The sequence below is a fragment of the Arthrobacter sp. TE26545 genome (genome assembly GCF_056279005.1).
The window spans coordinates 557,151-581,844 of the sequence record NZ_JBWBQM010000001.1 but is presented as its reverse complement, the minus strand read 5'-3'; the positions used below and the strand labels follow the sequence as shown (position 1 = coordinate 581,844).

General features: G+C 63.6%; 22 protein-coding genes, 1 tRNA gene and 1 pseudogene. 12 read left to right on the top strand and 12 right to left on the bottom strand.

Annotation, left to right across the window (positions count from 1 at the left end; all coding sequences use genetic code 11):
* Window positions 1-16: 16 nt before the first annotated feature.
* On the bottom strand, window positions 17-499 hold the full coding sequence (locus tag ACZ9CK_RS02665) for a CarD family transcriptional regulator (RefSeq protein ID WP_011690592.1): 483 nt from the start codon (window positions 497-499) through the stop codon (window positions 17-19).
* Window positions 500-793: 294 nt separating this feature from the next.
* Between ACZ9CK_RS02665 and ACZ9CK_RS02660 the strand changes: the two genes are divergently transcribed.
* Window positions 794-1,366: a hypothetical protein gene (locus ACZ9CK_RS02660; protein ID WP_476050842.1), complete on the top strand. Its 573-nt coding sequence runs from the start codon at window positions 794-796 to the stop codon at window positions 1,364-1,366.
* A gap of 88 nt (window positions 1,367-1,454) precedes the next feature.
* On the opposite strand, the gene ACZ9CK_RS02655 is transcribed toward ACZ9CK_RS02660, so the two are convergent.
* Together ACZ9CK_RS02655 and ACZ9CK_RS02650 are read right to left on the bottom strand one after the other, a co-directional pair.
* Window positions 1,455-2,135 carry a winged helix-turn-helix domain-containing protein gene (locus tag ACZ9CK_RS02655; protein ID WP_476049169.1) on the bottom strand — a complete coding sequence of 227 codons (681 nt, stop codon included), beginning with the start codon at window positions 2,133-2,135 and terminating at the stop codon, window positions 1,455-1,457.
* The gene (locus tag ACZ9CK_RS02650) at window positions 2,132-3,352 is read right to left on the bottom strand and encodes a sensor histidine kinase (RefSeq protein ID WP_476049168.1); all 1,221 of its coding nucleotides are present in this window, start codon (window positions 3,350-3,352) and stop codon (window positions 2,132-2,134) included. Before ACZ9CK_RS02650 ends, ACZ9CK_RS02655 begins: the two co-directional genes overlap by 4 nt.
* Window positions 3,353-3,559: 207 nt before the next feature.
* Between ACZ9CK_RS02650 and phoU the strand changes: the two genes are divergently transcribed.
* On the top strand, window positions 3,560-4,213 hold the full coding sequence (phoU, locus tag ACZ9CK_RS02645; protein WP_426302218.1) for a phosphate signaling complex protein PhoU: 654 nt from the start codon (window positions 3,560-3,562) through the stop codon (window positions 4,211-4,213).
* Window positions 4,214-4,289: 76 nt separating this feature from the next.
* On the opposite strand, the gene ACZ9CK_RS02640 is transcribed toward phoU, so the two are convergent.
* Entirely contained in the window at window positions 4,290-5,036 is a 747-nt protein-coding gene (locus ACZ9CK_RS02640) for a phosphoglyceromutase (protein ID WP_476049167.1), read from the bottom strand.
* Window positions 5,037-5,128: 92 nt separating this feature from the next.
* On the opposite strand from ACZ9CK_RS02640, the gene ACZ9CK_RS02635 reads away from it, so the two are divergent.
* Window positions 5,129-5,974 (top strand): class I SAM-dependent methyltransferase, encoded by an 846-nt coding sequence (locus ACZ9CK_RS02635; protein WP_426302216.1) that lies wholly within the window; start codon window positions 5,129-5,131, stop codon window positions 5,972-5,974.
* On the opposite strand, the gene ACZ9CK_RS02630 is transcribed toward ACZ9CK_RS02635, so the two are convergent.
* Together ACZ9CK_RS02630 and ACZ9CK_RS02625 are read right to left on the bottom strand one after the other, a co-directional pair.
* Window positions 5,962-6,312, bottom strand: a complete 351-nt coding sequence (locus ACZ9CK_RS02630; protein ID WP_426302215.1) for a DUF2516 family protein — start codon at window positions 6,310-6,312, stop codon at window positions 5,962-5,964. The genes ACZ9CK_RS02635 and ACZ9CK_RS02630 overlap by 13 nt on opposite strands.
* A 9-nt stretch (window positions 6,313-6,321) precedes the next feature.
* Window positions 6,322-7,506 carry a trans-sulfuration enzyme family protein gene (locus ACZ9CK_RS02625; protein WP_476049166.1) on the bottom strand — a complete coding sequence of 395 codons (1,185 nt, stop codon included), beginning with the start codon at window positions 7,504-7,506 and terminating at the stop codon, window positions 6,322-6,324.
* Window positions 7,507-7,576: 70 nt separating this feature from the next.
* On the opposite strand from ACZ9CK_RS02625, the gene tmk reads away from it, so the two are divergent.
* The 3 genes and pseudogenes from tmk (at window position 7,577) to ACZ9CK_RS02610 (ending at window position 11,015) form a co-directional block, all read left to right on the top strand.
* Window positions 7,577-8,236, top strand: coding sequence for a dTMP kinase (tmk, locus tag ACZ9CK_RS02620; protein ID WP_426302213.1), 660 nt, complete (start codon window positions 7,577-7,579; stop codon window positions 8,234-8,236).
* Window positions 8,233-9,379 (top strand): annotated as a pseudogene (locus ACZ9CK_RS02615) (DNA polymerase III subunit delta'). Before tmk ends, ACZ9CK_RS02615 begins: the two are co-directional and overlap by 4 nt.
* Window positions 9,380-9,428: 49 nt before the next feature.
* Window positions 9,429-11,015: an alpha/beta hydrolase gene (locus tag ACZ9CK_RS02610; RefSeq protein WP_476049165.1), complete on the top strand. Its 1,587-nt coding sequence runs from the start codon at window positions 9,429-9,431 to the stop codon at window positions 11,013-11,015.
* Window positions 11,016-11,023: 8 nt separating this feature from the next.
* On the opposite strand, the gene ACZ9CK_RS02605 is transcribed toward ACZ9CK_RS02610, so the two are convergent.
* Entirely contained in the window at window positions 11,024-11,758 is a 735-nt protein-coding gene (locus ACZ9CK_RS02605; protein WP_426303375.1) for an HAD-IA family hydrolase, read from the bottom strand.
* 294 nt (window positions 11,759-12,052) lie between these two features.
* Between ACZ9CK_RS02605 and ACZ9CK_RS02600 the strand changes: the two genes are divergently transcribed.
* From ACZ9CK_RS02600 to drmC, 6 genes are all read left to right on the top strand, one after another.
* Window positions 12,053-12,125, top strand: a tRNA-Thr gene (locus ACZ9CK_RS02600).
* 240 nt (window positions 12,126-12,365) lie between these two features.
* Entirely contained in the window at window positions 12,366-13,331 is a 966-nt protein-coding gene (locus tag ACZ9CK_RS02595; protein WP_476049164.1) for a hypothetical protein, read from the top strand.
* Window positions 13,328-13,789, top strand: a complete 462-nt coding sequence (locus ACZ9CK_RS02590) for a Panacea domain-containing protein (protein WP_476049163.1) — start codon at window positions 13,328-13,330, stop codon at window positions 13,787-13,789. The genes ACZ9CK_RS02595 and ACZ9CK_RS02590 overlap by 4 nt, the downstream gene beginning before the upstream one ends.
* A gap of 353 nt (window positions 13,790-14,142) precedes the next feature.
* Window positions 14,143-14,763, top strand: coding sequence for a hypothetical protein (locus ACZ9CK_RS02585; protein WP_476049162.1), 621 nt, complete (start codon window positions 14,143-14,145; stop codon window positions 14,761-14,763).
* Window positions 14,763-16,841: a DrmB family protein gene (drmB, locus tag ACZ9CK_RS02580; protein ID WP_476049161.1), complete on the top strand. Its 2,079-nt coding sequence runs from the start codon at window positions 14,763-14,765 to the stop codon at window positions 16,839-16,841. The genes ACZ9CK_RS02585 and drmB overlap by 1 nt, the downstream gene beginning before the upstream one ends.
* Window positions 16,831-17,538 carry a DISARM system phospholipase D-like protein DrmC gene (gene drmC / locus ACZ9CK_RS02575; protein WP_476049160.1) on the top strand — a complete coding sequence of 236 codons (708 nt, stop codon included), beginning with the start codon at window positions 16,831-16,833 and terminating at the stop codon, window positions 17,536-17,538. The genes drmB and drmC overlap by 11 nt, the downstream gene beginning before the upstream one ends.
* 138 nt (window positions 17,539-17,676) lie before the next feature.
* Here drmC and ACZ9CK_RS02570 read toward each other — a convergent pair whose 3' ends face one another.
* The 5 genes from ACZ9CK_RS02570 to ACZ9CK_RS02550 form a co-directional block, all read right to left on the bottom strand.
* Window positions 17,677-18,975 carry a Y-family DNA polymerase gene (locus ACZ9CK_RS02570; RefSeq protein ID WP_476049159.1) on the bottom strand — a complete coding sequence of 433 codons (1,299 nt, stop codon included), beginning with the start codon at window positions 18,973-18,975 and terminating at the stop codon, window positions 17,677-17,679.
* Entirely contained in the window at window positions 18,968-19,399 is a 432-nt protein-coding gene (locus ACZ9CK_RS02565) for a LexA family protein (protein ID WP_476049158.1), read from the bottom strand. The genes ACZ9CK_RS02570 and ACZ9CK_RS02565 overlap by 8 nt, the downstream gene beginning before the upstream one ends.
* A 177-nt stretch (window positions 19,400-19,576) precedes the next feature.
* Window positions 19,577-20,425 (bottom strand): hypothetical protein, encoded by an 849-nt coding sequence (locus ACZ9CK_RS02560; protein WP_476049157.1) that lies wholly within the window; start codon window positions 20,423-20,425, stop codon window positions 19,577-19,579.
* 122 nt (window positions 20,426-20,547) lie between these two features.
* Window positions 20,548-21,435: a hypothetical protein gene (locus tag ACZ9CK_RS02555; protein ID WP_476049156.1), complete on the bottom strand. Its 888-nt coding sequence runs from the start codon at window positions 21,433-21,435 to the stop codon at window positions 20,548-20,550.
* A 536-nt stretch (window positions 21,436-21,971) separates the two neighbouring features.
* Entirely contained in the window at window positions 21,972-23,261 is a 1,290-nt protein-coding gene (locus ACZ9CK_RS02550; RefSeq protein WP_476049155.1) for a hypothetical protein, read from the bottom strand.
* Window positions 23,262-24,694: the final 1,433 nt, after the last annotated feature.

The following is a 24,694-nucleotide window of genomic DNA, read 5'->3' as shown; positions in this document are numbered from 1 at the left end:
CGCCGGGGTTCAATTCTCAGGAAGCCAGAACCTCGTCGAGAACGCTGGCTGCTTTCTCTTCGTCGGTCTTTTCCGCCAAAGCCAATTCCGAAATCAGAATCTGCCGGGCCTTGGCCAACATCCGCTTTTCACCTGCTGACAGGCCTCGATCGTGATCACGGCGCCAAAGGTCACGGACGACCTCTGCGACCTTGATGACGTCACCGGAAGCAAGCTTCTCCAGGTTTGCCTTGTAACGACGCGACCAGTTGGTGGGTTCCTCGGTGAACTCGGCGCGAAGGACGTCGAAAACGTGCTCCAGGCCTTCCTTGCCCACTACGTCACGAACCCCAACAAGGTCAACGTTCTCTGCTGGAACTTCAATGGTCAGATCACCCTGAGCCACCTTGAGCTTGAGATACATTTTCTCTTCGCCCTTGATGGTGCGCATCTTGATTTCCTCAATTTTTGCTGCACCGTGGTGAGGGTAAACTACTGTCTCGCCGACCTCAAAAACCATGTGGACTTTCCCCTTTCCCGCAGACCAGTTTATCACGTTTAAGGCATACGACTGGCCCGGGGGGCGGTCGGGAACCCCGGAATCACGCGGAAATCGGCCAATTTGCCCCTGGCGAACCCCCTTGACGAACGCGTCCAAAAGTGCATGCGGGAGGGTGGCGGGGATCCGGCCGCTCGCTGGGACGGCAGCCACATTGCGCGCACGAATCCTTGTTTCACTTGGTTTGCCGATAGGCTATGCCTGAAAAGTGTTCCAATGACTCTTAGAGGAGTACGTGTCGTGCGCAATACTGCGATGAACCGTGTCCAGCGCGGCAAGCTGGCCATGGCGGCTGTGGCCATCGGTGCCGGCCTTCTGTCCGTAACGGGTTGCGGCTACATCAACGCCCAGCAGACCAGCCACCAGTACGCAGCCTCTGACGGAGTCAAAGCAGACCTCGGATCGCTGCAGCTGCGCAACATCGTGATTGTCTCCGCTGGCGCAGACAAGCCGGGCCGCGTGATCGGTGCCGTATTCAACCAGTCCTCCAGCGACGCAACCCTGGTGATCGACGGCGCCAACGGTGCCCAGACCAGCATCCCGGTGAAGGCGAAGTCGCAGACCTACCTCAACGAGGACAGCGACGCCGCGGTCCTGAGCAGCACCGGCGGAGCTCCCGGTTCGCTGGTAACCGTCTCCATCTCCTCCGGTTCCGCGTCCTCCAAGCTCAAGGTCCCGGTGATGGACGGCTCCCTGGTTGAATACCAGAAGTACCTCCCGGCCGGCGCAACGCCGACAGCGACCCCGGGTTCCACCTCCACCGAGGGCGCCCATGAGAGCGACCACGCGACTGAGCCGGCAGCGACGCCGAGCGAGTCGGGCCACTAAGGCCTTCCGCCGGCCCTGGCGGACAGAAAAGGAGGGCCTCCCGCGGGAGGCCCTCCTTTTTGCGTGTCCGTAGTGGGTGCCCTACGGCTCAGGGCTCGAACTTGTAGCCGAGACCGCGCACCGTCACGAGAAACCGCGGCGCCGAAGGATCGGGTTCAATCTTGCCTCGCAGTCGCTTCACGTGGACGTCCAGGGTCTTGGTGTCGCCGACGTAGTCGGAGCCCCAAACCCGGTCGATGAGCTGGCCGCGGGTCAACACCCGGCCCGAATTCCGCAGGAGCATTTCCAGGAGTTCGAACTCCTTCAGCGGCAGCGCCACCTGCTCGCCGTTGACGCTGACGACATGCCGTTCGATGTCCATGCGCACGGGCCCGGCCTGCACCGTGGAGGTGATGAGCTCTTCGGGTTCGCCCTGCCTGCGGAGCACGGCGCGCACCCTGGCCACGAGTTCGCGTGAGGAGTAGGGCTTGGTGACGTAGTCGTCGGCGCCGAGCTCCAGGCCTACCACCTTGTCGATTTCGGAGTCCTTGGCGGTCAGCATGATGACCGGCACACTCGAACGTTGGCGCAGCTGGCGGCAGACCTCGGTTCCCGGCGTGCCAGGAAGCTGGAGGTCCAGCAGCACGAGGTCGGCACCGTTGCGGTCGAATTCCACGAGGGCATCGCTGCCGTTGTCCACCACCTGGACGTCGAAGCCTTCCTTGCCCAGCAAATAGGACAAGGGATCGCTGAAGGACTCTTCGTCCTCCACAATAAGTATCCTGCTCAAGCACTTGCTCCTTGCTCATGGGCGCTTGGCGCGCCCGCGGTCTGAATCGCGCCGCGCGGGGCTGCCCCGGCGTCGTCGGCGTCGTGGCCCTCAAGCTCAGGCAGCCGGATGGTGAAGGTGGACCCCTGGCCGGGCTGGGACCACAAGGTCACTTCGCCGCCGTGGTTGGACACCACATGCTTGACGATGCTGAGGCCCAGGCCCGTGCCGCCGGTCTGCCGTGACCGGGCGGCATCCACCCGGTAAAAGCGCTCGAAGACCCGCTCCTGTTCCTCGGGGCTGATACCCTCGCCCTGGTCCGTGACGGAAATGGCGACGACGCCTTCCTTCGCCCGGACCCCGACACCCACCCGGGTGTTCTCCGGCGAATAGCGGATCGCGTTGTCGATGAGGTTCCGCAGGGCGGTCACCAGAAGATCCTGGTCGCCGAAGACCTGGGACTCGCAACGCCCGCCCACCACGATGGTGATGTTCTTGCTTTCAGCCGGAAGCTGGGAACGGTCCACGGCTTCGGCCACCACTTTGTTGATGTCCACGGCATGCCCCTGCTGGGCCACGTTGGCGCCCTGCAAGCGGGAAAGCTCGATGATGTCCTGCACCAGGGCGGCCAGGCGGCCGGACTCCTTGTGCATGCGCCGGGCGAAACGGCGGACGGCTTCTTCGTCGTCGGGACTGGCCTCAAGTGCTTCCGCCAGCAAAGAGATTGCGCCCACCGGAGTCTTCAGCTCGTGCGAGACGTTCGCGACGAAGTCGTTGCGGATCTCCTCGGTGCGGGTGATTTCGGTGCGGTCGTCGGCAAGCAGCACAATGTACTCCCAGCCGAGCATGGCCGCCCGGACCTGGACCACGATGCTGCCCTTGCCCATGGGGCCGCGGGGAAGTTCGAGGGTTTCCTCCAGGATGACGCCGTCGCGGCGGACCTTCGCGGTCATGTCCAGCAGCTGCTTGTGGACAATGGTGTGCCCGCGTACCAGCCCGTAGGCGTAGGCGGCCGGACTGGCCCGGACAACGCCGTCGATCGCGTCAACCACCACGAACGCTCGCCCGACGACGGAGAGGACTTCCGCGGCGCCTTCCGGCAGGAGCGGCTCGTCGATGTCGACATCGGTGATGGTGCGCTGCCGCTCGCTGAGCCTGAAGGCGAGCACGCCCAAGACACCGCAGGACAAGCCGACAAGGCCTGCGATGACACCGACGAGAGCACTGGATCCACGCATCCAGCATATGCGTTCAAAACACGGCGATTCCGGCTTGCGCGGCCAAACAGGCCTGGTTCAACTAACGTTCATCTAAAGATGCGCAGCCGTTCACCGCGCGCTGCCACCCTTGCTGGTTGGACCACACAGCAGTGCGCGCCGCCCAGGCGCCCAGCATGGATGTACTGCACGAATGTACTGCAGAGATGTACAGAGAGAGGACGCCACGTGCGCAAGGTTTTTCAGGAGGAACTCACCCAGGTGGGCGAAGACCTCATCGAGATCTCAAAGCTGGTCACGGAGGCGATCCGGAACGCAACCACCGCGTTCGAGGGTGCCGACGTGGACCTGGCACAGGACGTCATCGCGGCCGATGCCCGGATCGACTTCCTGCAGAACAGCCTGGACGAGCGGGCCATCGATATCCTCGCACTGCAGGGGCCGGTGGCCAGCGACCTGCGCATGATCGTGGGTTCGCTGCGGATGAGCGCCTCGCTGGAGCGCATGGGCGACCTCGCCCGCCACGTGGCACAGCTCGCCCGCCTGCGCTTCCCGGCCACGGTCATCCCGGAAGCCCTGACCGCGACCTTCAAGGAAATGGCGCAGCTCGACCTCGAAATCAGCCTCAAGGTCACCCAATTGCTCGAAACCCGGGACCTTGAGGTCGCCCGGGACATCCTCAAGCTGAACATCGCCCTCGATGACCTGCACCTGAGCGTGTTCAGGACGATCGCCGAGCCTTCCTGGCAAGAGACGCCGTCGACCACCGTGGACGTCGCCCTGGCGAGCCGCTACTTCGAACGCTTCGCCGACCACGGTGTTTCGGTTGCCCGCAAGGTCAGCTACCTCGTCACCGGCGAATGGCAGCCGGAAGGCTTCTGACGCTTCCTTAAACAAACGACGTCGGCCGCTTACCTCGCGAGGTAAGCGGCCGACGTCGTTAAACCAGAGCGGATCTTTACTTTTTGCCCTGGGCGGCGACGGCCTTGATGGACTCGGCAGCGGCCTCGGGGTCAAGGTAGGTACCGCCGCGGTTGATCGGCTGGAAGTCCTCGTCCAGTTCGTACACCAGCGGGATGCCGGTGGGGATGTTCAGGCCGGCGATGTCCTCGTCGCTGATGCCGTCGAGGTGCTTGACGAGGGCGCGAAGGGAGTTGCCGTGGGCGGTGACCAGAACGGTCTTGCCAGCCTTGAGGTCTTCCTTGATGTCCGATTCCCAGTACGGCAGCAGGCGCACGAGGACGTCCTTGAGGCACTCGGTACGCGGCAGTGCGTCGCCCAGGCCGGCGTAGCGGGGGTCGTTGGCCTGCGAGAACTCGCTGTCATCCGAGAGGGGGGGCGGCGGGGTGTCGTAGCTGCGGCGCCATTCCATGAACTGCTCTTCACCGAACTCGGCGAGGGTCTGGGCCTTGTCCTTGCCCTGCAGGGCGCCGTAGTGGCGCTCGTTCAGCCGCCAGTCACGCTTGACCGGGATCCAGCCGCGGTCGGCCTTGTCCAGGGCGATGTTGGCGGTGTTGATCGCACGCCTGAGCAGCGAGGTGTAGAGGATGTCCGGGAGAACATTGTTCTCAACCAGGAGCTCCCCGCCGCGGGCTGCTTCCGCACGGCCTTGGTCGTTCAGGTCGACGTCCACCCAGCCGGTGAACAGGTTCTTGGCGTTCCAGTCGCTGTGGCCGTGGCGCAGCAGAATCAGCTTGTAAGTCATGGTCCACATCCTATCCGAGCGGCACGCGGCGTTGCCGGGCGTTACGCCCGACGGCGGCAGTCCTGGCCAGGTGCTCAGGTTAACCTTGGAGGGTGGTCCAGAAAGCGGAGCGGGTAACAGGCAGGCATGGCAAGCCGGTAGGCAACATCACCCGCGGCACCACGAATCCCAACCGCATGCGCCGCCTGGACCGTTGGCTGGCCGGACCGCAGGCCTGGCGGTTGCGCGCCGCCGTCGACCCCTTGGTGGTGGACCTGGGCTACGGCGCCTCGCCGGCCACCGCCGTCGAACTCTTCGAACGGCTGCGGGCCGTGCGTCCCGACGTCCGGGTGTGCGGGATCGAGATCGAGCCCGAGCGCGTGCGACTGGCCAAGGAACTGGAGCGGCCCGGCCTGAGCTTCCACCTCGGCGGATTCGAACTGCCGGTTCCCGGAAAGCCGGTGCTGGTGCGCGCCTTCAACGTCCTGCGACAGTACGAGGAAGACGATGTGGCGGCGATCTGGGACCTCGTGTGCTCGCGCCTGGCCCCGGGCGGGCTGTTCATCGACGGCACCTGCGACGAGATCGGCCGGCGCGTGAGCTGGGTGGCGCTCGGTGCCGGCGGACCGTTGAGCTTGAGCTTCTCGGTGCGTTTCGGCAGCTTCGAACTGCCCTCCGACATCGCCGAACGGCTGCCCAAAGCCCTTATTCACCGCAACATCCCGGGGGAACGGATCCATGCCCTTCTGCAGGCCATGGACCAGGCCTGGCTGGCGGCCGCTCCCATGGCGTCCTTCGGCAAACGTCAACGCTGGACGGCAATGTGCCTTGCGCTACGCGAGGCCGGCTGGCCGGTCCAGGACGGGCCGGCACGCTGGCGGCTGGGCGAGCTGACCGTGGACTGGATGGCTGTGGCCCCGCCTAGCGGCGGTTACCAGCCTAGGGGTTACCAGCCGTAGGGACCCTGCCCGTAGGGGCCTTGACTGCGGCCGCTGTTGCCGATTTCGCGCAGGGCCGGGCGGACGTCGGCCAGGTAGACGCTGGCGGCGGTGACGGCCGCGATACCGAAGAGGCTCAGGCTGGAGCCGCCGAGAAAGACGGAAAAGGCGCCGATGGCTGCGGAGATGCCGGTGATGGCGAGCCAGAAAGTCTTGGTGCGCTTGAACGCAGCCTCAAACTGGGCGGGCTTGTAGCGCAGGCAGTCCACCAGCGCCCACAGCTCCAGCCCGAAGGCGATCAAACCCAGGATGAAATAGATTCCAGCCTGGATGGTCCCGATCAAGAATTTTCCGTCCACTGGCCCATGCTATCCCTCAAGGGAAGCCAGCGCTTGCTCCAGGTCCGCCCACAGGTCCTCGACGTTCTCGATGCCCACGCTCATCCGGACCAGGTTTTCCGGGACGCTTTCCGGTTCGGCCGAGTGCCGGCGCCGGCGTTCGATGAGGGATTCGACGCCGCCCAGGGACGTCGCCGGAATCCAGAGGCGCAGGGCACTCACGAGTTCGTCCGCGGCCTCGGCTCCGCTCCGGGAAGCGTCGCCGGCCATCTGGATGCAGAGGATGGAACCGAAACCCTTCATCTGCTTGCTGGCGCGCTCGTGGCCGGGGTCGTCCGGCAGGCCGGGGAAACGGATGCTTTCCACCCGCGGATGGTCCTTCAGCCTGTCCGCAAGGACAGCGGCCGACGCCTGCGAGCGCTCCACCCGCAGCGCGAGCGTGCGCAGCCCCCGCAGCGCGAGCCAAGCTTCGAACGGCCCGGCGATGCCGCCGTGGATGGTGCGCTGGTGCAGCAGTTCGGCGCGGATCTCCGGGTTGGAAGTGACCAGGGCGCCGAGGACGACATCGGAATGCCCGGCGAGGTATTTGGTGACCGAGTGGAGCACGACGTCGGAGCCCAGGGTGAGCGGCTGCTGCACCAGGGGCGTGGAGAAGGTGTTGTCGGTGACGACAACCGCCCCGGCGGCATGTGCCGCGTCCGTGAGGGCCCGGACGTCAGCGATGCCGAGCATCGGGTTGGTCGGGCTTTCCACCCAGAGCATGTCCGCGGCCTTGCCGTCCACGGGAGCGAGTTCGGCTATTACCGCGTCGGTGTCCGCGATGTCCACGGTGCGCAGTTCGAGGTGTCCCTTGGCGGCGAGTTCCGAGGCCATCACGAGCGAGCCGGAGTAGCTGTGCGAAGGCATCACCAGCACACCGCCGGCCGGGATCAGGGACAGTGCCGAGCTGACCGCGGCGAGCCCCGAGGCGTAGAGCAGGCCGGGAAGCTCCGCGCCTTCCAGCTGGGCGAGGGCTTCCTCGAACGGGTCCCAGGTGGGATTCGCGTACCGCCCGTAGCCGCGGTCGCCGTCGCCGAGCGCACCGGTCCCGAAATAGGTGGAGGACAGGACGATGGGCGGATTCACCGCTTCGTCGTGGGCGCGTTCGGGGCGGCCTGCCGCCACCACCACGGTATCGGCCGACAGTTCCGCCGCGTGCTCTCGGGAAAGACTCATGGCTAAAAGCGTAATGGCCCGGCCCGCCCCCGTCCCTTTACTGTCAGGGTTCCTCTGTAACCTTAGATCCGTGACTACGCAGAGCCGAGGAATCTTCATCGCCTTCGAGGGCGGGGACGGGGCGGGCAAGTCCACGCAGGCCGCCCGCCTGGCCGGGGCACTCGAATCCCTCGGCCACACCGTGCTGCGGACCCGTGAACCCGGCGGAACGCCCATCGGCGAAAAGCTGCGTTCCCTCGTGCTGGACCATGGCCACGGCACCATCGACGCCCGCACCGAGGCCCTGATGTTCGCTGCTTCCCGGGCCGCCCACGCGCACCAGGTGATCCGGCCCGCCCTGGCGGAGGGCACCGTCGTCATCACTGACCGCTACATCGACTCCTCGGTGGCGTACCAGGGTGCCGGCCGCGGGCTCGGCACCGCCGATGTCCGCAGCCTGAACGAATGGGCCACCGAGAACCTGGAGCCGGACCTGACGGTGCTGTTGGATGTCCGCCCCGAGGACGGCCGCGAGCGGCGGACCGCGGGCAACGCCGGGGAGGACCGCCTCGAATCGGAACCCGACGACTTCCACTCCCGTATCCGCCACGCCTTCCTGGAACTGGCTGCGGCCAAGCCCGGGGCGTACCTTGTGCTCCCGGCGAAGGACCCGGTGGAAGAACTCGCCGCGCGCGTCCTCGAACGGGTCCGGCAGTTGCTCGAAACCACCGTCCCCGGAGGCAGGCCATGACCGTCTGGGACGACCTTCAGGGCCAGGCGCCGGTGGTGGCCCAGCTCCGGCAGGCTGCGCAGGGCGATGGGCTCACCCATGCCTGGCTGTTCACGGGCCCCCCCGGGTTCCGGTCGATCCAACGCGGCCAAGGCCTTCGCCGCCGCCCTCAACTGCGAACAGGAAGACGTCACCCTGCGCGGCTGCGGCGAATGCCATTCCTGCCACACGATCCTGGCCGAAACGCATTCGGACGTGACCTTCGTCCGCACGGAGAAAGTCACTATCACCATCGAGGAAGCACGGCAGCTGGTGGCCAAGGCCGGTGACCGGCCGTCGTCGGGCCGTTGGCGGATCATCGTGGTGGAAGACGCCGACCGCATGGCCGAGCGGACCACCAACGTGTTGCTGAAAGCCATCGAGGAACCGACGCCCCGCACCATCTGGATGCTGTGCGCTCCCTCCCCCGCGGACGTGCTGGTCACTATCCGCTCGCGCTGCCGCCCGGTGGGGCTGCGGCTTCCGCCGGCGGCGGACGTCGCCGCGCTGCTTGTCAGGCGCGACGGCGTCGAACCTGGCTTGGCCGAGCGCGCGGCCAGGGCGGCGCAAAGCCATGTGGGGATCGCCCGGCGCCTGGCCCGCGATCCGGAGGCCCGCGAACGGCGGCTGGAGACGGTCCGCTTCCCCTTGGGGCTGCGCGGGGTGACCGCGGCCGTCATGATGGCCGAGAAGCTCGTGAAGATCGCCACGGATGAGGCGAACAGTTCCAACGAGGAACGCGACGCCGCGGAGAAGGCCGCGCTCCTGGCAAGCCTCGGGGCGCCGGACACCGGGACGCTTCCGCCGGCGATGCGCAGCCAGGTCAAACAGCTCGAAGACGACCAGAAACGCCGCGCCAAACGCTCCATCACGGACTCCTTGGACCGCACGCTCACCGACCTCCTCTCCTTCTACCGCGACGTCCTGGTGATCCAGCTGGGGAACGCCGTGGAGCTGGTCAATGTTGAACTCAGGGGCGAGCTGGAAGCCTACGCCGCCGCTTCGACCCCGGAAACCACCCTGGCCCGGATGGATGCCATCAACAAGGCAAGGGTCCGGATCACCACCAGCAATGTGGCGCCGCTGCTCGCGGTGGAGTCAATGGCAAGCAGCCTCATCCAGTAACAGCCAGTACCCCTGCCCCCGCATCCAGCGCAGCATCGAGGAGAACCGCATGAACCCCGCAACACCCCGGCCCGGAAAGCCCCGGCGGAGCCCCAAGGACCGCGTTCCGGGCGTTATTGCGGCGGTGCTTTCGGCTGGCCTGCTGCTCAGCGGCTGTGTCTTCTCCCTGCCCCTCGGCGGCGGCTCCGGAGGCAGTTCGACAAGCGGCAGCGGGCAGAACCCGGACGCCCGGGCGGCCGTTCCGAAAGGCCTGGAGTCCTTCTACTCCCAGAAGGTGGACTGGAGCTCCTGCGAAAACGGATTCCAGTGCGCAAATATCAAGGTCCCCACCGATTACGCGCACCCCGAGGCGGACAGCATTGTCATTGCGGCGATCCGGCTCCCTGCCCGTGGCAGCAAGAAGGGCTCCATCCTGGTGAATCCCGGCGGCCCGGGCGCCTCCGGCTTCGACTTCCTCAAGGACGCGGCGAAGACCCACTTCACCGCGAAACTGCGGGCCGGCTTTGACATGGTGGGCTTCGATCCCCGCGGCGTGAAACGCTCAGCGCCGGTCACCTGCCTTAGCGACATCGAGCGGGACGAAAGCCGTGAGAAGGTGTACCACTTCAACACCGATGCCGGACTCCAGGCGGCCCTCGCCGACAACAAGGACATCATCGCCAAGTGCGTGGAGAAATCCGGCCCGGCTTTGGGCCACATCGACACCGAAAGCTCGGCCAAGGACATGGACGTCCTGCGCGCGCTGCTCGGCGACACCAGGCTGAACTACCTGGGCTACTCCTATGGCACATCGCTTGGGGCCACCTATGCCGAGCTCTTCCCGGACAACGTGGGCCGGCTGGTGCTGGACGGCGCCGTGAACCTGGCGCTCAGCAACCAGGAGCTGACGGCCCAGCAGGTGGTGGCTTTCGAGAAGTCCCTGCGCCGCTACGTGGAGGACTGCCTGGGGCAGGGGGATTGCCCGCTGTCCGGCAGCGTGGATGACGGGATGCAGCAGATCAGGGACCTGGTGTCCGCTGTTGACGCCAACCCCGAACCAGCCAGCGACGGCCGGCTGGTCAACGGCCCCACCTTGGTCAGTGGCCTCTACACTCCGCTCTACGACGACGCCTCGTGGCCGGTGCTGACCCAGGCGCTGAGCGCGGCGTTCGACGGCGATCTGTCCCTCATGCTGCGCATTGCCGATCTCGGGGCCGACCGCAACCCGGATGGCACCTATAACTCCAACACCGGCTTCGCGTTCAACGCGATCAACTGCCTCGACTACCCGATGGTCACCGACACTGCCGGCATGCGGGCGGAGGCGGAGCGGCTCACGAAGCTGGCGCCCACCTTCGGCCCGTACTTCGCCTACGGCGGGGTGAACTGCAAGGACTGGCCGTTCAAGCCGATCGGTTCCCCGGCGCCGGCCAAGTACACCGGCCAGTCCCCGATCGTCGTCATCGGCACCACAGGGGACCCCGCCACCCCGCTCGCCTGGGCACAGGCCATGCGCAAGCAACTCGGCAACGCATCCCTGGTGACCTGGCAGGGCGAAGGCCACACCGCCTACGGCCGCTCCAACCGCTGCGTCTCCACCGCCGTCGACGACTACTTCCTGAGCGGCAAAGTGCCGACCGACGGCACCCGCTGCTGACAGTCCGGCTAGATCCGCGCTGCGCGCGGTTCCAGCAGTGCCGGCAGTTCCCTGATGGACGGCACGACGGCGGTGGCCCCGGCGGCGCGGAGAGTCGCCTCCGAGTGGGAGCCACTGAGGACTCCGACCACGGCGGAGGCTCCCGCACGCACGCCGGAAAGCATGTCAGAACTTGTGTCGCCGACGACCACGACCTCACGGACATCGTCCAGGTCGAGGGCGAGGACGGCGGTGAGGATCATGTCCGGGTAGGGGCGGCCGCGGCCGGCGTCGTCCGGGCACAGGCTGAGGTCCGCCTCCCCCATCCAGCCCAGGGACTCGAGGACCATGTTTTGGGTGTGCCGGCCGAAGCCCGTGGCCAGGCAGACCTTCATGCCGGCGTCGCGCAGCCAGGCAATGGATTCTGCGGATCCTGGGATGGCGCGGACCCCGCCGTCCGCGATCAGCTCGTCGTAGGCCAGTTCGAAGGTCTTGTTGGCGCTTTCGGCCATGCGCGGGTCATCGAAGAGGTGGGTGAAGACGGTCAGCTTGGAATACCCCATGGTGTCCCGGGCGTAGCCGAGCATGCTCTCGAAGCGTGTGGATCCCGGCTCCACGCCGTGTTCGAGCAGGGCCCGGGCCATGGCCCTTTCGGTGCGGCCATCATCGGTGATGGTGGTGCCCACCATGTCGAGGACCGCCAGCTTCAGGCGCGGAGGCCGTGTGAGGCCTTCAAGGTTCCCGGGTGACCCCACGTTGTCCATGCTCATCGTTCCCCTTTGCTGATGGACCTGTGCAGGTCCCGGCGTCGGTGGCCGGCATCAACGGCCACGGTATTCCGCCCAGCTTCCGCCGTGCCCTCGACCGCCCGCTGAACCGCGCCCGACAGGCGGATGAACTCCGTGCCAACCCTGTTTCCGGCCGTCCGGAGGGCAGGCTCTCCGGCTGCCCGGATAAGGGGCTTTCCGGCCGCCCGGAACCGTTTTGACCCGGGCGCGGTGGCTCCATTACAGTTGTGTCTTGCGTGATTCAGCCGGTCCTTCCGGAAGAACCGCGGTGCTTCCTTAGCTCAGTCGGTAGAGCGTTTCACTCGTAATGAAAAGGTCATCAGTTCGATTCTGATAGGAAGCTCGGTGAGAACCCCTGGAAATCAAGGATTTCCGGGGGTTCCGTGCTTGTGCTTGACAAGTTGGCGTTCTTGAGCGTTCCCTGAGATTTCGACCGACACAGCACGTGTTCGTCACTTTTCCGTCACCTGTATTGTCGAGCTTTTCACAGGCGAAGAGCTGCCCATGCAGGCGGAAGCGCTTAGGGCGTTGAGGTCGTGCTGGAGGCAGTGAGCGGCCTACGAGGCTAGACAGGGGGACACTGATGAAGAACGAGATAAAACCGGGGCTTGCAGTCAAACGCCCCCCTTGGGTATTCACTTGGCCAGCTACATTTATCGGGCCTCTGCTTTCCGCGGCCGGGGCAGCTGTTCTTCCGCTGTCCGTGACAAATCCGGATGGCCTCGTCAAGGACATCAGATGGGTAACCGAGCCCGGATCGTTTTGGTTTGGACTGGTTGCCCTTCCCGTCGGCATCCTATGGGCACTCGTGGGCACCTCGCTTCAGCAGAGCGAAGCATCGAAGCTTCGGTCGAAGCTCGGAGTGGCCCAGGAGATGGCAACGGAAGATGTAATCCATCACTTGGCCCCACTCATCCACGATCTGGGCCAACTTTCTGAGTCCCAGAGCGTGAATCACGGACGTGACCTCGTGAACCGCGCGCTCAGCACCGTTACAAAGATAATCGACGTCCCGAACGTACGGGCCTGCCTGTACTGCCTTGACCACGTGGAATCCAAAAGTGCCACAAGCCTTGACATTCCCAACGCCTTGACTCTGCGGACGCCCCACGTGGGTCGCTTTGACGCCCCGCGTCCCAATTTCGTCCGTGGGGAGAGCGATGCGAGCGACGATATCTTCGCCGTAATCGACAGGGGAGCTTCCCGATTGATTGAAGACGTAGCGCAGGCTGACTGCGACCTGGACTGCACCGACAAGAAGTACGAAACTTTCCTAAATGTCCCAGTAAAATTCCAGACCTCAGAAGTCGGAGTGCTTTCGGTGGATGCTCCGCACCGATCTTCTCTCACCAACGGCCACGTTCTGCTTGCGGAGATGGTGGCTCAGCTCATCGCCGTCGGTCTGCGGAGAGAGCAAAAAAACACGCAGGATCGAACTCCCCGGCCTCGTAGAGTTACACAGGAACTCGTGCTGGAAAGCGCGGACGAGCCACCAGAGGGCTATATGATTCCCAGTAATAAAGACCTAGAACGGGGAGAGGTGCGATGACGAGCGTCCACGACGTAGCGGCATATATTCTCGCCCGAGAAGGCAACACCTCCACGATGAAGCTGCAAAAACTTTGCTACTACGCACAGGGATGGCATCTGGCATGGCACAAGGAGCCACTGTTCAACGAGCCCATAGAAGCTTGGCGCATGGGGCCCGTATGCAGGGACCTTTACAAGTACCACAAAGGTGACGCATCGGTTGACCGCTGGCAGCATGGATCTGTTGAAAACATTCCGGCCGAAGGTACTACTACGCTCGATGTCATCCTAGATTTTTACCGTCCGTTTTCTGGATTTGACCTTGGGCACAGGACTCACTCGGAGCGTCCTTGGATAGAGGCTTGGGAAGCTGTGGAGCCATTACGGCGAGGTCACACGGTAATCAGCACGGACACCCTGCGAGAGTACTTCACGATGCTCGGTAGTGGCACCGGCAGCGGCGGCAACAGGGCCTAGACAACCGAAGGGGTGACATCGGCGGAGTGAATCGGGTCCGCATCCTCTGGGTGCCATCGAGCCGGACCTGCTAGCGTCGTGTCCGACCGAAACGACGCCCGCTCGGACAGCTACTTATGAACGTCGGGCCGGGCGAAGTCGCCCGTGAAGACGTGTGCCTTTTCACCGTCGCTCTGACTTACCCGAATAAGATCATCGGCAAGACCGCTTCGAAGGCCCGTAATCCGTCACGAATCGGTCGGCCGCCTAAGTCCTAGGACCCTTGGTTACGCCGATTCTAAACCTGCTGTTCGCATTGTCGGTCAGGGCATCTACCCCGAACACCTTGTCCGTCCGTCACGGCTCGGGAGCGTTTGGCCGATGGCCTTGGGGCCCGGCCGCGTGACCTCGCACATTTCGAGCAGTTCCGGAACTACCACGCCACGTTCTACGCCCAGGTCGAAGCGCTTTCAGTAACACCGTATTCGCCGACCTCGCTGGAGCGCGGAATCGATGGTCTGCTCGTCAGCGCTGCCCGGGTACTCCAAGCACCCGTTCCCGAAGGTCTCTCTCCCGAGCGCGACGCCTGGCGGATCAAGGACCAACCGGCCGCCATCAAAGCCCTGACTGAGCGGCTGAAGGCACGTATTGCGGCTGCTGCTCAGGACGAGAACACCGCCAAACGGGCAAGCGACCTGCTCGTGAACCGGATCGATCGCTGGAACCAGCGCGCGAAATGGGCCGCAGAGATGAGCAAGACTTTGGTGTACGAGCGCACTGGAGAAGGCGACAAGTACCTGCCGTTGATCATCAGCCCCGAAAACGCCAGGGCATCCGCGGGAGGATCATCCGAGGCGCCGTTTATTATTGCCAACTCGATGCGCGAGGTGCAGCCGGAGATCAACGTTCTGGTCAGCCCGTTGCCCGAGCGGCTGTTTGCGCGGGCACCCGAAGGAGCCCCGGAATGGGCCCTACCTATGGGAGAGGACGAGTGATGGCCGAAACCATGACCACCGATAAGGACGACGTGGAGCCCACGAGCAGTCACGCTATGATCCATGATCCCGGGCAACCGCTCGACCCGCTGGCCGACGCCGAGGACGGCGCGGTCAAGAACCGCGCGAAGGTCGGCTCCGCCCGCCCTTCCTCGCTTTTGTATACCTATGGCCCCGGCGCGATCATGGACCTTCCGGGCTTCGCTGTTATGCCTGCCGGGCTCGACGACTGGGAACCGATCTGGAAGCGCCGGGAGTTCATCCCGACCGTCGTCGAACCGCGGCTGCTGAACGTCGTACGCCTCCACCTCGGACCCCAGGTCGATTCTCTGCGCCCGTTCCCATGGCAGCCGAAGAAGGGGGCGATGTCCAAGGAAGGATCCGACCTCGGCATTCCGGCACGAGCGTTTCCCCAGTGGTTCCGCTGCACCGGCTGTGACTACCTGGGACCCCTGCCGCGCTTCAGCTACACGAACACCCACCCTTTCCGCCCGGACCTCGCCCAGTTCACCCACCAGAGTTGCCCGGGCCGTGGCCGAAAACCTGTCGGGTCAGCTGGACGCAAGCGCGAAAGCCCGGCCGTCCCCGCCCCGCACCTGCTGACCTGCACCAACGGCCACCTCGACGAATTCCCCTACACGTTGTGGGTGCACCGCGGCGGAGCATGCCCGAAGGCCGTGCTGCCCGATCTGAAGATGCGGGATGCAAACATCGGCCAGAACGTTGGCTCGGTCATCAGCTGCGCATCCTGTGGGGCCACGCGCGGCATGGCAGAAGCACAGGGAGCGGCCGGCCGCGACAAACTCCCGCAGAAGTGCCGCGGACGGCACCCCCACCTAAACGCCTTCGACGCCGAATGCAATGCCCGTCCCGCCCTCATCATGATGGGAGCGTCCAACCTGTGGTTCTCCTCCACACAGTCGGTCATTGTCATGCCCCGCACCGAGGCCGAAGAAGCCGAAGCCCTCGCCGACCAATTGCGGGCCGCCCTGGGGATCGACAAGATCGCCAAGTACGCCTCCGATCTTGACACGCTCAGGGACGTGGCCGACGGCAAGGTCAACCTCAAGGAAGTTACAGACCAGAATCTCGCGGCGGCCGTCGCGGACGTGCTCGCACCAGTGGATCCGGAAGAAGTCCGTCAGGAGAAGCTCGCCACCTGGGATCCTGTGGAGCTGCTTGTGCCGGAATGGCGGTATCTGCAAAAGCCGGCTCTGTTCCCGCAGCAGCAGAATTCCAGTGGCCTGATGGTCACCGAGATGCAACGGGGGCAGGATCTCCATCCCCGGGTCGCCCGAGTGGTCGCAGTGAACCGGATGAAAAAAATCAATGCCGTTCTCGGATTCACCCGGCTCGACGAGATGGACCGCGTGAACGATGTCGCCAGTCGGCTCGTCAAACTGACGCGCAAGGGCAGGCCTGCTTGGGTGCCAGCCACCGAAGACCGCGGTGAGGGTATCTTCCTCCAGCTCGACCTGAACGCTGTGGACGACTGGGAAAAGCAGATCTTCGACTCTCCGCTGTGGTTCGCCCACAAGGAAGCGCACCGCCTGAACTTTTCCCGGCGATTCTCCGAGACGGCCGCCCAGGTTGACTCAGAAACCCGGCTGCCCGGCCCGCGGTACTGGCTCCTGCACACTTTTGCCCACACGCTCATCCGGGAGATGGCAATGTCCTGTGGCTACGGTGCTGCCAGCCTTACCGAACGCATCTACGGTTGGCCTGCCGCGCCGCAGCGCGAGGCAGCGGCGGGGCTGCTCATCTGCACTACTGCCTCCGACAGCGAAGGCACACTCGGAGGGCTGGTCGCGCTGTCCGAGCCTGCGCGCCTGGAAGGGTTGGTTGTCTCTGCCCTGCGCAGGGCAGCGCGATGCTCATCGGATCCCGTGTGTGCGACGCGGACCCCCAGCGACCCGGAGGACTTCCTCCACGGTGCAGCATGCCATTGCTGCACCTTCGCCTCGGAAACCTCGTGCGAAAAGTCGAACCGGTTCCTCGACCGGCGGTTCCTGCTTGATCTGCCGAGCAGTATGGGCCCGACCGTGCCGGGGTTCTTCGGGAACGTCGATGCCTTCTGACCCGTTCGCGGCGCTCGGCGAATTCCTTACGGCTTCCGAAGCCGAGGGCCTCGCCGTGCAGCTCGCCACGGGTCAGCACGTCACGAAGGCCCTCGGTGCGGTCAGCACACCTCGCCGGGAAAGAGTTCGTGAGCTACTTGTTGCCGCCGGCCTGGGGCACATCGAGGTCGAACGGTCGGTCGCCGTCCTACAGGCTGTCGCCGGGGCCAAGGCTGTCCATCGCGATCTAACGCCTGTCTGGACTATGCCTGGCAATGAAGCCAAAATCGGGCACCTCACGAGTGAGTTCCACCGGCTAGTCCGTGCGGCCCGGCAGTCCGTAACGTGCGCGACGTACAACTTCGAGAAGACCTCAGAGATGTGGAACGTACTCCGGGAAAGCGCTCAACAACCCGGGGTCACAGTCACCGTCTACGTCGATGGTGACAAGGCTGACGCTATGAACATCAAAGCCCACCTTGGGGACGCAACCGTCTACCAATCGGCCGCGTTGCCGAGCGGCAAGCCCGTTGTCAGCCACGCGAAGTTCGTCGTCATCGACCGCGAAGTAACGCTGCTGACCAGTGCAAACTTTTCATTCAGCGCCGAGAACCGCAACATCGAGTTCGGACTTCTCGTTCGAGACTCCGCTCTGGCCAATTCAGTTGAATCCACGATGACGAGCAAGCACGGGACGCTCTACGAACTGGTGGAGTAGCAGGATTTCCGGGCCGCTAATGCAGTCCGCTTGGGAACGGACTCTCCAGGTGGTTGCCGCATGCACCTGACGACTCGCCAGGCCGCCTCGCTGCTCGCTCGGCTACGGTGCGCTCCCTCGTTCAAGGAGCGGCGCGCTTCAGGCTGCTTTGACCACGGGCAGTTCGGCCCATTCGGTGGTGTAGCGAGGGCTGAGCATGTCGCGTCTCATGGACCAGTCCGGGCCGCCCTTGAGGCCGGCTACGCCGAGGCCAATGGAGCTCCGGCCGAAGCGTTGGGCGACGTCTTCGATGAGCGGGCCGATGCGGCGTTCCTCGTGCGCGTTCTCGAACAAGGCCAGGGGTGGTTGGTTGCCGGACGGTCGGAGGTCGGTGACCATGATCCCGGCGCGGACGTATTTGAGGCCTTCGCGGATCCTGGGGACCAAGGCGTGTGCTGCCTTGGCCAGGATTACCGGGTCGGCCGTGGGCATGGGCAACGGAATGACCACGGAGGGGTAGGAAGTATCGGCGGGGTTGTAGTAGGACGTGGCCGCGAAGGCCGTCAGGACCTTGGCCTGCAGCTGGTGCTTGGCCAGACGGGCGCTGGCCTGCTGGGCGTAGACGCTCATGACCTGGCGCATATCCGGCCCGGTCCGGATCGGGTTGGAGAAGGACCGGGAAAAGATCAGCTGCTCCCGCCCGATACGTTCTTCCTCCATGGGAATGCACGGGGTGCCCTGCAGTTCCAGGACGGTGCGCATCATGACCACCGAGAACCGGTCCCGGATCATCACCGGGTCGGTCCTGGCGAGGTCCCCGATCGAGTAGATGCCCATGCCGGCCAGACGTTTGGTGAGCCGAGTGGCCACGCCCCAGATCTCATTCACGGGCAGGCGCGCCATCAACGCCTCGCGTTCGGCGGCCGGCACCGATTCCCAGCGGCACACTCCGCCGAACGCTTTGTTCTTCTTCGCCCACTTATTGGAAAGCTTCGCCAGGGTCTTGGTCGGAGCGATCCCGACACAGACGGGCACACCGACGTGGCTGCGGCAGGCCTCCTTCATCGCCCGGCCCAAAGCCAGGAGGTCCTCCCCGCTACCTTTGACGCCGAGAAAGCACTCATCGATGCTGTAGACCTCCTGCCATGCCGAGTACCGGGCCAGCAAGGTCATGACTCGGGAACTAATCGATCCGTAGAGTTCGTAATTGGAACTGCGGGCCTGCAACCCCCATTCCTTCGCCCGCGGCGCGATCTTGAACCACGGTTCGCCCAGTACTATCCCCAGGGCCTTGGCCTCATCGGACCGCGTCACCGCGCACCCGTCGTTGTTGCTCAAAATGATGACCGGCCGGCCCTCCAGGGAAGGGTCGAAGATCCGCTCGGCCGACGCATAGAAGCTGTTGACATCCACGTGCGCGATCTCCTGGGTGCGCGGCATCGTCGCCGGCCTAGACATAGTGCAGGCAACGGGTCACGACACCCCAGATCCTCAGCTCCGACAATTCGGGCACACGGATCGAAGGGTATTTCGGGTTAGCGGCCTCAAGGACCACCCCCGCAGCGGTGATCCGCAGGCGCTTGATAGTCAGCTCCCCGTCCAGGATGGCCACCACCACGGAGCCGTCCTTGGGTTCCAAGGCCTTGTTCACGATCAGCTCGTCCCCGTCGCTGATCCCCGCCCCCTGCATCGAGTCCCCCGCCACCCGGACTATGAAGGTGCTCGTCTTGTCCTGGATCAGGTGCTCGTTCAGGTCGATCTCGCCCGAGAAGTAGTCCTGGGCCGGGGACGGGTAGCCGCACTCCACCGTCACCGGAGCCACAGGAACCAGCCACGGCACGACCCCCGCCACTATCACACGAGGGTCCAACGCAAGACTCATGACACACCCTTATTCGAAAATATGTTCGAATATTAGTGTAACTCTCGCCAATGACATTAGCGCTGCCTAGTCGGGGTACCTGGATGAGTTCGTACCGCGGCTCCGTTGGCACAAGTGCCGCCGCAGAGTCATGCCGACGGTATTCAGCTTCTTAGCCAGGATGAGGCGGCTATGGTCCTAGGCTCGACGAGCCACCGCTCCCGAAGTGAACCACTCGAGTAGGGTTGCTGCCAGTGCAACTGCGGCCCGGGCCTCTTCGTGAGAGACGTCCTTGTAGTTGACGCTTCCGTGCCGATCACGGTGTCCGTACCATAGGGTTCGAGCGGAGTTCAGAATCAACTCGGTGCTGGGCGCGTATTGGTGCTCCCTAAGAGGCAAGCGCCAGTCACCTTGGTCGCGCATCTGATTTATTACTGTTCCGAGCGTGGCGTTCTTGTTGTTCGGCTGAACAACATCAATTGCCGCGATTTCCACTGCACGAACAGCATCGGCATATCCTGCGCTATCGTTGGGTTGAAATCCGTGAACGTGAGACCAAGCACGAGCGAGAACTTTCCCCGATGAACCCGCTGAAGCGATGACTCCCTCCACGCTTGCCTGCACGCCTTCGGCGACTCGCTCTACGAGCCCCAAGCTTCCACCCCGTACACCCACTGTCCACTTTGACCTTCCACCCTTGAGTAGATCATCAAGGACCGTCGCAGTCTGGGAATTGATGGTGTAGGCCGCTACAGATACAACGTAGTCAACGATGCGGAGAAGCTCGAGCGAAGACAGCCTGCGGATTCGGGCCAGAGTATTGTCAGGGTCAGCAATGCTGCTACCCGCAGAAACGCCAAGCTGAACTCTGGTCTTCAGCTGGATGTCAAGACACTTCGCAGTGTCATACCAGCCCGAAGTCGATAGATAGGAGTGGATCCATCCTGCCAGCGGCTCCCTTAGCCAAGCTGGGACTCCATCCATAAGCACTTCGTAATCAGGTACTTCATGCTCTTCCAGCCCGAAGGGCACCCATTGCTCCGTCATCCCAATTCTTCCTATCTGCCCGTTGCTGGCGGCCCGCAAGGGGCGCCGTCCGACTACGCAAGAGTGTCTTCGAAGGTGTCTGAGATAGCCCCCTCTCCCACGCGAGTGTTACCTACCGTGGCTCAGGGCATCTCGGGTTCAATATCGTCGAGACGGTCGATGTCCAACAAGACTGGTTGTTGGGGGTACGGCCCGGGTTGAACCGACGGAGCAGCGTCACGGGTCACTGGTTGATCCGCTCTCAATTTGACTGACTCCGGCGCAACTCTCCTGTCGACTACTGATTCGTTCATCCTCATGCTTCGGAACGAACCAACCAGGTCAAGATGACCCGACACATGCGTCCCCCCGATGGAGCCAAGGCAACGAAGCGCAACAGACATCAGCCCGTGGTGTTCGGTGGACAGGAGATGAGCAAAGGCAGGGGCCTTCCATGCGTCGCCTCCCAACGCTGCGTCAAAGCAGACCAGCTCGGCAGTTTGAAGGAGCTCTCTTGCGACAGCTGGGTTTGCGCGAAGGCGCTCAACGAAGTCCACGTAGTCGTTGAGGTAAGCCGGTGGTTCAGCAATAATCTGCCGGAGCGAGGGATAAGGCACCCTCAACGGTTCAGCTCCTGCCTCAATGTATCTCCGGTGGGTTCGCTCCTGAATGTGGCCGACGAGGGCATCGGCGCGTTCCAGTAATGGCAGAAGATAAAGGTCATCGGCGCTCCCTACTGTGAGTGCGCGCCCAAGTCGCTCGAGTAGTGTCGCAGAGGGTATTTCATCGAGACGACCGGCGTCCTGGAGCGCTGCGAGAATGACGGCAACCAAAGCGTGGGAGGCAAGAACCGTAGCTGCCGGCTCCGGGATGCCGCCTTGCCGCGCAGCAGCTTTGCCGAAGGTTTCGACAGCAGACAAGAGAGCCGAAGAATCCGCCATGAGTCCCCCGCCTCTCAGAAACTTTGTCACCGCGACAGGCAAGTCCGGAAGCCCCTTGAGCTGGGTGTCAGTCCTCGCTTCAGCTGCCAAGCATGCCTCCCCGTCCAAGTGAGCAAACTTTTCTGGCAACCACGCATGCGCCTGTTCCCGAGATGAGAGTGACGCTTCGTCGAGCACGGCAATACCGAGCTTTCGAGCCAAAGCGCGGCCACGTGTACTCACAGTCTGGCGAACCAAGGTCACACGGTCGAGGGACATGAGCTGTCGAAATCCCGCTAGCCAAACGAGAGTGTATGGCTCCCCGCTTTGCCCTTTGCCGCTCTTGCACTCAAGGCTCGACCTAGTTGATCGCAAGCGTGAATCAACGTCAATCGACAGAATATCTATGTCTGTTAGGACGTCCCGCCCCTGTTCGGCGCCTTCCGCCGACACTGGCACACGCAGGCGAACAAAGGCACCTTCCGCAAATTCCAGGCGGGCAACTCTTCGTTCCAGTACGCCACCTTCGGTGTCTTCCGGCCTGGTTCCCGGCTTGGGGTCAGCTCGACGTCGCGTCCTTCGCTTTGCTTCGTCAGCTCTTGATCCCGGAGCCCGGCCGGCCGGTTGTGCTCCGCTATTGTCCGCCATCACTGGCCTCGTCCCATGCTGCGCCGCAGGGGTACTTCGCGAAGCGCGGCGATCAAGCGTGATTCCTCTGCCTGATCACGATCGGTCATAAGAGCCAATTTGGCGCGCTCCCGCTCCACATGGACGTAAGACCGCTGTCCTTCGAGGGAGGCCACGTTGGGGCGTCCTGAACCCGAGGTTTCACGGGCGGTGAGCAGCTTCAATGCATCCTCTGCGACTTCGGTCTGGAGAAGTTCCAGCTGATATCGATTCGCCGAATCACCATCGATCACCCTGACAATTCCTGCTTTTTCAAGCATGGGGTAGTCGGTACCAATCGACGAGGCGTTCCCGGCGACGCCGCGATTGATCAGCGACCGTAGGAAAACAGCTGGATCCCGTAAGCGATATGAGGCAAACGTAGCTGCATAGATCATTGAGCCAACCAGTTGTCTGACTTGACCGGATGCATCCCCAGCAGAACCGCCAAAGGGGTCCCTGCCCAAGTGTGGCGTGAAAAGAAAACCCTGCTCCTGTCCCTCCGACGTCTGAATTACAGACCTCTGAACGAGCCCCTGCGATACGGCGAAGTCAATCCATTTCTTCTCGGTTGCCGTTACCTGACTCTCAGGCATGCCTGGATTGGCTGCCAACTCTTCCAGCAGTGCGCCAACTTCCTTGGTCCCTCGAGCATCTGCGGCCCGCAGAGCTGCCTGGATTACATCTTCACCCTGCGTCCAAACATTCGGGTTGAAAAGGATAGATCGGCCGTCGTCCGCTACCACCTTCCGAATCAGGTCCATGTGCGTCAGGAGACGAACGGCGCTTTCTGCACTCTCCGGCGCCGAACTTGCACCCTCAGAGGCATGAGCGACCTCCAACACATCTTCGTGCAGCAGGGGCTGGGTGGTTGTGGCACGCAAGACAGCGAGGGCCGCGCGCTCCACGGGCCCGGCCATCAATACGGTTAGAACCTTTTCAGAAGCTGCGACCAGGTCACGGGGCGCGGGGATAGTCTCGACGACTGCAGTCGCCTGGCCGTTCGCGTCGCGATGAACCACAACCCAGCCAAGCTGTTCAAGCGTTTGGACAACGTCGTTCAACGACCGCCTCCCCAGCCCAACATCCAAGCCAATGGCCCTAACGCGCGCTGGGCTGCTCGTCGTGCTGCCCCGCAACCTGAAAGAGACATCAAACACCCACCCAGCGAATTCCAGTTGCTCGAGGGCGGCTCTTTCGGGGCCCATCTGGTACGCCGAAAGGTGTCGGGACAAGCCAAGCATCAGCTCGGCATCTGTCAGAATCGCCATACTTCCCCCTGCCCGAAATCACAATGTCCTGTCGGGCGCTCGGCTCAAGGGCATGTCACGTCTGCCTATGAATCTAAGGGCACTCAATGGCCATTCGCGGGAGGCACGCCCAACGGGACATAGCCGTCAGCCTCGGCAGTAGTCATCCAGTAACCAACCGCAGTTGCGCACCGTGGTACTCGCGAGCCGGTCCTTCTACGGACTGATCGAACGTCTGCCAGAGGCAGAACGACGGGTGAGCGGGCTCGGATCATTGACATTCCAAGGCCCGAAACAGACCATCGGGGGCATGGACGTTTCCGATTGGCTGAGGGTCTTCATCGCAGAGCGGGAGAGGCGAATGCGCCAGTACCAGGCCGGCACGGACCGCATGACTGCCCAGATATGGGCTGATACGTTCCTCCTTCACGCACACGGCGGTGCTGTCGCCCAGGAAGCCTCGCCTGAGACGCAAGTAGTGCGCGGCGACCAGGCGGCAACAGACAAGACCGACGGCTCGCATCGGGGCCGACATAATGGGCCTCGGGGTTTCGGGGCGTGGGATTAATGTCGCCCATCCTGGCGGGGCTCGTTACCGCGCTACTCGGGGGCGGTATTGGATGCGTCGAGTTGCTCGGCCGGTACCGCTCGCGGCCGAGATCGGCGCTCTTGAGCGTGCCAGGAATCGTCTACGTCCTCCTGAACGCTGGAGCGAGCGCCGCTGTATTTGCCCTGTGCACCGCGTTCGGATGGGACTTTGGCTTGGCTGGGGGCGCCGATGGAGGTGCGACACTGCTTGTTCGGGTACTCGTTTCCAGTTTTGGGACTATGGCCCTGCTTCGTTCCAGTTTGTTTACGTTCTCCCAAGGCGGAATCTCGGTCGAAGCAGGTCCAGCAGCCGTGCTGACTCTTCTGAGACAAGCCGTGGAAAGGGCCGTTAACCATCAGCAGGCGGTCTCTGTTATCAACGATGACTGGACGGCGGGATTGAGCTTTGCTCGAGACCATGAGGCATTGACCCTCCTGTGCCTTACTGCCCTTGTCGAGCCCGATGAAGCGTCCGCTAAGGCTCTCGGAGATTTAGCTGCAAAGCTTCTGGTGAGCGATTCCCCAGACAGGCAGAAGATGCTTGTGTACGGAGTGGCTCTTGTCGAGCAATTGGGCGCGACCGCAGTGGTCGCCGCAGGGCGCCGCATTGCTCACGAGAACCGGGCTGGCCGTTCCCCGGCAATCACTGCGGATGATTCAGCAGAGCGGTCCAGGCAGGATGCTGAGGCAGGGAAAACTGGTCAGACGCCGCCAGCGGATAGCGATCAAAGCCTGCGCCGAGAGGCCGACCGGAGCGCTGCTCTTAGATCGGCGCAAGCCATACAAGACATCTTGGACGAATTAGGACCAGGAGTGACGGTGGCGGAGGACTTGCGTACCGATCTGTGCCTTCATCGGGCAGCCAT

Excerpts from the sequence above, each read along its gene's own strand:
- ACZ9CK_RS02665 (WP_011690592.1), bottom strand. The coding sequence starts at position 499 with ATGGTTTTTGAGGTCGGCGAGACAGTAGTTTACCCTCACCACGGTGCA.
- ACZ9CK_RS02660 (WP_476050842.1), top strand. The coding sequence starts at position 794 with ATGAACCGTGTCCAGCGCGGCAAGCTGGCCATGGCGGCTGTGGCCATC.
- ACZ9CK_RS02650 (WP_476049168.1), bottom strand. The coding sequence starts at position 3,352 with ATGCGTGGATCCAGTGCTCTCGTCGGTGTCATCGCAGGCCTTGTCGGC.
- ACZ9CK_RS02640 (WP_476049167.1), bottom strand. The coding sequence starts at position 5,036 with ATGACTTACAAGCTGATTCTGCTGCGCCACGGCCACAGCGACTGGAAC.
- ACZ9CK_RS02625 (WP_476049166.1), bottom strand. The coding sequence starts at position 7,506 with ATGAGTCTTTCCCGAGAGCACGCGGCGGAACTGTCGGCCGATACCGTG.
- ACZ9CK_RS02610 (WP_476049165.1), top strand. The coding sequence starts at position 9,429 with ATGAACCCCGCAACACCCCGGCCCGGAAAGCCCCGGCGGAGCCCCAAG.
- ACZ9CK_RS02605 (WP_426303375.1), bottom strand. The coding sequence starts at position 11,758 with ATGGACAACGTGGGGTCACCCGGGAACCTTGAAGGCCTCACACGGCCT.
- ACZ9CK_RS02595 (WP_476049164.1), top strand. The coding sequence starts at position 12,366 with ATGAAGAACGAGATAAAACCGGGGCTTGCAGTCAAACGCCCCCCTTGG.
- ACZ9CK_RS02590 (WP_476049163.1), top strand. The coding sequence starts at position 13,328 with ATGACGAGCGTCCACGACGTAGCGGCATATATTCTCGCCCGAGAAGGC.
- drmB (WP_476049161.1), top strand. The coding sequence starts at position 14,763 with ATGGCCGAAACCATGACCACCGATAAGGACGACGTGGAGCCCACGAGC.
- drmC (WP_476049160.1), top strand. The coding sequence starts at position 16,831 with ATGCCTTCTGACCCGTTCGCGGCGCTCGGCGAATTCCTTACGGCTTCC.
- ACZ9CK_RS02570 (WP_476049159.1), bottom strand. The coding sequence starts at position 18,975 with ATGTCTAGGCCGGCGACGATGCCGCGCACCCAGGAGATCGCGCACGTG.
- ACZ9CK_RS02565 (WP_476049158.1), bottom strand. The coding sequence starts at position 19,399 with ATGAGTCTTGCGTTGGACCCTCGTGTGATAGTGGCGGGGGTCGTGCCG.
- ACZ9CK_RS02560 (WP_476049157.1), bottom strand. The coding sequence starts at position 20,425 with ATGACGGAGCAATGGGTGCCCTTCGGGCTGGAAGAGCATGAAGTACCT.
- ACZ9CK_RS02550 (WP_476049155.1), bottom strand. The coding sequence starts at position 23,261 with ATGGCGATTCTGACAGATGCCGAGCTGATGCTTGGCTTGTCCCGACAC.